General features: G+C 73.6%; 5 protein-coding genes. All 5 read left to right on the forward strand.

All coding sequences use genetic code 11. The features are described from left to right. On the forward strand, positions 1 to 1,038 hold a 1,038-nt coding region (locus GCU69_RS09140; RefSeq protein ID WP_156205624.1), incomplete at its 5' end, for an FtsK/SpoIIIE domain-containing protein. A 316-nt stretch (positions 1,039 to 1,354) separates the two neighbouring features. Next, a complete protein-coding gene (locus tag GCU69_RS09145) occupies positions 1,355 to 2,758 on the forward strand; it encodes an ABC transporter substrate-binding protein (protein WP_098752152.1) in 1,404 nt (467 codons plus the stop codon). 15 nt (positions 2,759 to 2,773) lie between these two features. Further along, a complete protein-coding gene (locus tag GCU69_RS09150; protein WP_098752153.1) occupies positions 2,774 to 4,123 on the forward strand; it encodes a carbohydrate ABC transporter permease in 1,350 nt (449 codons plus the stop codon). Continuing rightward, positions 4,120 to 5,037, forward strand: coding sequence for a carbohydrate ABC transporter permease (locus GCU69_RS09155; protein WP_098752154.1), 918 nt, complete (start codon positions 4,120 to 4,122; stop codon positions 5,035 to 5,037). The genes GCU69_RS09150 and GCU69_RS09155 overlap by 4 nt, the downstream gene beginning before the upstream one ends. Positions 5,038 to 5,148: 111 nt before the next feature. Continuing rightward, a partial coding sequence (locus tag GCU69_RS09160) for a glycosyltransferase family 2 protein (RefSeq protein ID WP_156205627.1) occupies positions 5,149 to 6,768 on the forward strand: 1,620 nt, incomplete at its 3' end.

The raw sequence follows: 6,768 nt of genomic DNA on the forward strand, positions 1-6,768 counted from the left end.
CTGCTGATCGAGGGCGGGCCGGGCACGGGCAAGACGGAGCTGCTGCGCGCGCTGGCCGCGTCGCTGGCCGCCGCCGACCGCCCGGACCGGCTCGCGCTGCTGCTGGTGGACGGCGGCGGCGTCCGTTCCTCGCTGCCCGAACCGCGCGGCGATCTCGACACCTCGGACGGCGGACTGCGGGCCTGTACGGACCTGCCGCACGTCTCGACGTATCTGCCGGGCGTCGACCCGGTCCGGATGCGGGCCTTCGCGCAGGCGCTCAGCTCGGAGCTGAAGCGGCGGGCGCAGCTCTTCGGCGAGCTGGACTTCACCGCCTGGCACGACCGGCGGGCGCGCGCCGGCAGCGCTCCGCCGGGGCCCGGACGCGGCGGGGCCGGCAGGCCCGCGGGCGACGGGGGCGGTGATCTGGAGCCGGAGCCGAGCGGCACGCTGAGGCTGCGCGCGCGCCGGGCCGCCGAGGACACGGAAGCGGCCGCCGCGTCGCGCGCCGCCGAGGAGACCGGGCCGGACCCGGTGCCCCGGCTGGTCGTGCTGGTCGACGACTTCGACGCGCTGCTGGCGCCCGCGCTCGGCAGCACGGGCCGTCCGGCGGCCGGCTCGGTGGTGCGGGCCCTGGAGTCGGTGGCCCGGCACGGCGCCCGCCTCGGGGTGCATCTGGTCGCGTCGAGCGGGCGGCCGGAGCGCACGTCGGAGACCGCGGCGGCGGAGGCTGCCGGGCTGCGGGTCGCCCTGGAGGTGCTGCCCGCCCGGACCGACGGACCGGAGCGCGCCGAGGCGGCCCCCGGCCGGGGCAGGCTGACCCGGCGGGACGGGACGGTCACACCGTTCCAGGCGGGCCGGGTCACCGGGCGCATCCCCCGGACGGCGACGCAGCGGCCGACCGTGGTGCCGCTGGAGTGGGACCGGATGGGCGATCCGCCGGCCCGCCGCCCGGTCCGCGAGCTGGGCAACGGCCCGACCGACCTGGCGCTGCTGGCGAGCGCCCTCCAGCGGGCGGCCCGGTCCGCGGAGGTGCACGCGGCGCCTCCGCTGATCTGACGCCGGCTCCGTCCCGCCCCGGCCTCCACCCGGGGCCGGGGCCCGGACGCCCGCGCCGGGGCGGGGCCCCGGCCCGCCGGGCCCGCGCGCGGGCTGACGCCGCATCACAGGGTCGTCACAATCCGCGACTTGACGCTGGTCGCGCTATTGCGGCGGTTCGTGTTCGGGGCGTAGGACTGTCGCACGGTACGTACATCGGGACGTGCCCCGCGCGGACCGCCGTCGTTGACCGGGCGGCTCTCCGGGCGAGGGCTGGGCCCCCGCGCGGGGTCACGGGAGAGGTCTCCATGGCGGGGCCGAGAGAGGTCGGGCAGGAATGCGTACAGCACTTCGCACCGCAACCGCACGGACGACGCGACCGTCGCGGGCCACGCGCCGCACACGGGCCGCGCTGGCCGTCGTCGCGGCGGGCGCGCTGGCCCTCACCGGCTGCGGCGGCGGCTCGGACGACGGCGGCAAGGACTCCGGGGACGGCGGCGAGAAGCCGGCCGTCACGGTGGAGCTCCCGAAGCTCGACGGCGAGAAGCTCCAGGTGGCCGCCGTATGGACGGGCGCGGAGCAGAAGAACTTCGGCAAGGTGCTCGACGAGTTCGAGAAGCGGACCGGCGCCGAGGTCTCCTTCGTGCCGACCGGGGACAGCATCTCCACCTTCCTCGGTACGAAGATCGAGGGCGGCGAGCCGCCGGACGTCGCGCTGCTCCCGCAGGTCGGGGCGTTGCAGCAGTTCGCGGAGAAGGGCTGGCTGCAGCCCGCGGACAGCGCGGTGCGCGAGCAGCTGGGCAAGAACTTCTCCCAGGGCTGGCAGGACCTCGGCGCGCACGACGGCGAGCAGTACGGCGTGTACTACAAGGCCGCCAACAAGTCCCTGGTCTGGTACAACACCGCGGCGTTCACCAACGCCGGGGTCGAGGAGCCCGCCACCTGGGACGAGTTCCTGGAGACCGCCCGCACGATCTCGGACTCCGGTGTGCCGCCGGTGTCCGTCGGCGGGGCCGACGGCTGGACCCTCACCGACTGGTTCGAGAACATCTACCTCTCCCAGGCCGGGCCCGAGAAGTACGACCAGCTGGCCGCGCACGAGATCAAGTGGACCGACCCCTCCGTGGAGAAGGCGCTGACCACCCTCGGCGAGCTGTTCGGCGACGACACCCTGCTCGCCGGCGGCAAGAAGGGCGCGCTGCAGACGGAGTTCCCCAAGTCCGTGACGAAGGCCTTCGAGGGCGGTGACGCCCCGGACGCCGCGATGGTCTACGAGGGCGACTTCGTCGGGATCAACATCGCCAACGACACCAAGGCGAAGATCGGCAGCGACGCCAAGGTCTTCCCGTTCCCGGCCGTCGGCGCGGAATCCCCCGTGGTGAGCGGCGGTGACGTGGCCGTGGCCCTGAAGGAGGGCAAGGGCGCCCAGGCGCTGCTGACGTTCCTGGCGTCCACCGACGCGGCCGCGATCTCGGCGGGCGCGGGGGGCTTCATCTCGCCGAACAAGGAACTGGATCCGGAGACGTACCCGAACGACGTGCAGCGCGACATCGCCAAGGCGCTGATCGAGGCGGGCGACGACTTCCGGTTCGACATGTCCGACCAGGCCCCGGCCTCCTTCGGCGGCACGAAGGGCGAGGGCGAGTGGAAGGTCCTCCAGGACTTCCTGGCCGACCCCGAGGACGTGGCGGGGGCGCAGAAGGCGCTGGAAGCCGCGGCCGCCAAGGCGTACAAGAGCTGACGGGCCGCCGGACAGATGAAGACAGTGACCGCGGGGGCCGCGGCCGCGCCCGGCGCGCCGCCCCCCGTCGCGAAGAAGGGTGTGCTCGGTACCCGGCCCTGGGTGGCGGCGTGTTTCCTGCTGCCCGCGCTGGTGCTGCTCGGCGCGCTCGTGCTGTACCCGATCGGGTACTCGGTCTTCCGCAGCTTCTTCGGCGCGGACGGCTCCTCCTTCGTCGGCCTGGACAACTACGGTGAGCTGTTCTCGAACGAGGGCATCCGCACCGCGATCCGGAACAACGTCATCTGGGTCGTCCTCGCGCCCACCGTGTCCACCGCGCTCGGCCTGATCTACGCGGTGATGACGGAGCGGATCCGCTGGGGCACCGCGTTCAAGCTGATCATCTTCATGCCGATGGCGATCTCCATGCTCGCCTCCGGCATCATCTTCCGGCTGGTGTACGAGCAGGACCCGGACCGCGGTGTCGCCAACGCCGTCTGGGTCGGCGTGCACGACACCTTCGCCGAGTCCTCCGCCTACCCGGGCGCCCGGCCGCGCCCGGACTCGGGGATGGCGAGGACGGCGGGCGGCTCGTTCACCACCGAGTCGGCGGTACGCGCCGGGGACCCGGCGAACCTGCCGCTGGTGGGCATACCGCCGGCCGAGATGCCGAAGGAGGCGGCCGGGGCCGAGCAGGCGCGGCCGGAGGGCGGGAAGATCACCGGCACGGTGTGGCTGGACTTCGTACCCGGCGGCAAGGGCGAGCCGGGGCGGATCGACAGCGGTGAGAAGGCGCTGTCCGGCATCACCGTCGAGGCGGTCAGGGACGGCGAGGTCGTCGCGAAGGCCACGGTCGGCGACGACGGCACGTACAGCCTGCCCGCGGCCGCGGACGGCGCGCAGCTCCGGCTGCCGGGGTCGAACTTCGCCGAGCAGTACAACGGCGTGGACTGGCTCGGCCCGTCGTTCGTCACGCCGGCCATCATCGGCAGCTACATCTGGATGTGGGCGGGCTTCGCGATGGTGCTGATCGCCGCCGGGCTCGCCGGGGTGCCGCGGGAACTGCTGGAGGCCGCGCGGGTCGACGGGGCGACCGAGTGGCAGGTCTTCCGCAAGGTCACGGTGCCGCTGCTGGCGCCGGTGCTGGCCGTCGTGCTCGTCACGCTGATGATCAACGTGCTGAAGATCTTCGACCTGGTGTACATCATCGCGCCGGGGGCCACCCTGGACGACGCGAACGTCCTCGCGCTCCAGCTGTATCTGTCGTCCTTCGGCGCCGACTCGGACCAGGGGGTCGGCAGCGCGATCGCCGTGCTCCTGCTGCTGCTCGTGCTGCCGGTGATGCTCGTCAACATCCGGCGCATCCGAAGGGAGCGACGCCGATGAGCACCTCGGCGGAACCGGCCGTGGCCAAGGCCGCGCAGACCCCGGGCCCGGCGCCCGGCCGCAAGCCGTCCGCCGCCTCCCGGTTGGCGGCGCGGGCGAGCGGCGGACTGGCGCAAGGCATTCTCGTCCTGATCGCTCTCTTCTGGCTGATGCCGACCCTCGGTCTGCTGATCTCCTCGCTGCGCGATCCGACCGACATCTCCTCCAGCGGCTGGTGGCAGGTCTTCACCGAGCCCGCGCAGCTCACGGCGGAGAACTACTCGGCGCTCTTCGACAACGACGTCGTCGTCGGCTCGCTGTGGACCACCGTCCTGATCACCGTGCCGTCGACCGTGCTCGTCGTGGTCATCGGCTCGCTGGCGGGCTACGCCTTCGCCTGGCTGGACTTCCCCGGGCGGGACTGGCTGTTCCTGTTGGTCGTCGGGCTGCTGGTGGTGCCCGTGCAGGTCGCGCTGATCCCGGTGTCCAAGCTGTTCAACACCGTCGGGATCTTCGAGACCACGATCGGCGTGATCACCTTCCACACGGCGTTCGGTCTGCCGTTCGCCGTGTTCCTGCTGCGGAACTTCTTCGCCGAGATCCCGCGCGAGCTGCTGGAGGCGGCCCGGCTGGACGGGGCCGGGGAACTGCGGCTGTTCACCCGGGTGGTCATGCCGCTGGGCGGGCCGGCCATCGCCTCGCTGGGCATCTTCCAGTTCCTGTGGGTCTGGAACGACATGCTGATCGCCCTGATCTTCGCGGACGGCAGCTCGCCGCCGATCACCGTGGCGCTCCAGCAGCAGGTACGGCAGTTCGGGAACAACATCGACATCCTGGCGCCCGGCGCGTTCGTGTCGATGGTGATCCCGCTCGCCGTGTTCTTCGCCTTCCAGCGGCAGTTCGTGTCCGGTGTGATGGCGGGCGCGGTGAAGTGAGCCGTGTGAAGCGGGGGTGAACCCGGCGGCATCGAGGGGTGTACGGGTCCTGTGTGGGGCATGCGTTCCACCGAGCCCGTACACCCCAACTGAAATACACTGTTCACCCATATGGAGACAGAAATCTCCCCCGCGGCAACCGCCGCGCGGGTCAGCGTCGTCGTGATCGGCTACAACGACGCGGAGCACATCGCGGACGCCGTGCTCTCCGCCCTGCGCCAGGGCCCGTCGGTCGCCGAGGTCGTCGCCGTGAACGACGGCTCCGCCGACGCCACGGGCGAGGTCCTGGACCGGCTGGCCCGCCGTCACGACCGGCTCCGCGTGCACCACCGGTCCGAGAACAGCGGCGGCTGCGGCACCCCCCGCAACGACGGTCTGCGGGACGCGACCGCCCCGTACGTCATGTTCCTCGACAGCGACGACGTCCTGCCGCCGGGCGCCGTCGACGCGCTGCTCGCCGCCGCGGACCGGCACGGCGCGCAGGTCGTCGCGGGCGGCTGCGTGCGCCGGGAGCTTCCGCAGCACCGCGACACCCCCTGGCAGCGGGCGCTGTTCCTGGAGGAGGCGGTGTACGACTCCCCGGCCCGGCTGCCGCGCCTGGTGCGCGACACCCTGTGCGTCAACAAGCTCTACGACCGCGCCTTCCTCGACCGGCACGGCATCCGCTTCCCCGACGGCGCGTACCGCTACGAGGACTTCGTCTTCACCGCCCGGGTGCTCGCAGCGCTCCCCCGGATCGCGCTCGTCCCCGACACCGTCTACGTCTGGCACGTGCGCCGGACGGCGAGCCGGCCGTCCATCTCGCTCGACCGGAGCGGCGTCGAGGGCTGGCGCGCCCGGCTGGCCGCGCACCGGCTGGCCGTCGTCACCCTCCAGCGAGCCGGTCTCCGGCGGCTGGCGCACGCCGCCCGGGTGAAATTCCTCGACCACGACCTGCGCATGTACCTGCGCGAGCTGGGCCGCCGCGACGAGGACCACCGCGCCGAGTGGTGGCGGCTCACCCGGGAGCATCTGGCGACGTTCGACGAGGCCGACCTGCTCGCGGCCCGCGCCCCGGCGCGCTGGATCGCCCGGGTCATCGCCGCCGCCGAGTGGCCGCGTGACGTGGAGCGGCTCACCGCGCTCGCCGTACGCCCGGCCCGGCTGCTGCCGCCGTACGCCCGGGTGGACGGCCGCCCGGTGTGGGCGGTGGACCTGCCGGAGGTGGTCATCGACCGGGTCGACGACAAGCCGCTGCACCGGCTGCCGGTGACCGTGGACGCCGAACCGGAGCTGGGCGTCGACGTCACCTCCGCGCTCGGCGTCGGGCGGCCGCGGCTGCGGCTGACCCTGCGCGTGCACGAGCTGTACGGGCGGCTGGCGGGCGCCGGGGGCCCAGCGGTCGTCGACGTCGAGCTGCGGCACCACGACGACGGCAGGCTCGGCCTGACCCGGGACGCCGTGCTCACGCCCGACGAGGCCCCCGGGGTCTGGCGGGCCGAGGTGCTGTTCGACCTGGACGCGCCGCCCACCGCCGACGCCCCGGCCACCCGGAACGGCACGGCGCCGGACGTCTGGGACGTACGGGTCCGGGTGCGCTGCGGCGACGGCGGCTCGCTCTACACTGCCGCCCGCGCCGTCGGGCCCGGGCTGCGGCGCACCGTGGCACCCGGGCGGCACGGGCTGCTGCTCGTCCAGCCGTACGCCACCGCGGGCGGTTCGCTCGCGCTCCGGGTCGCGCGCGGGCCGCGC

The organism is Streptomyces lycii (assembly GCF_009735685.1).
Taxonomy (GTDB): Bacteria; Actinomycetota; Actinomycetes; order Streptomycetales; family Streptomycetaceae; genus Streptomyces; species Streptomyces lycii.

What these genes read in the sequence shown, in the direction of transcription:
- GCU69_RS09155 (WP_098752154.1), top strand. Translation starts at nt 4,120, where the DNA reads ATGAGCACCTCGGCGGAACCGGCCGTGGCCAAGGCCGCGCAGACCCCG.
- GCU69_RS09145 (WP_098752152.1), top strand. Translation starts at nt 1,355, where the DNA reads ATGCGTACAGCACTTCGCACCGCAACCGCACGGACGACGCGACCGTCG.
- GCU69_RS09150 (WP_098752153.1), top strand. Translation starts at nt 2,774, where the DNA reads ATGAAGACAGTGACCGCGGGGGCCGCGGCCGCGCCCGGCGCGCCGCCC.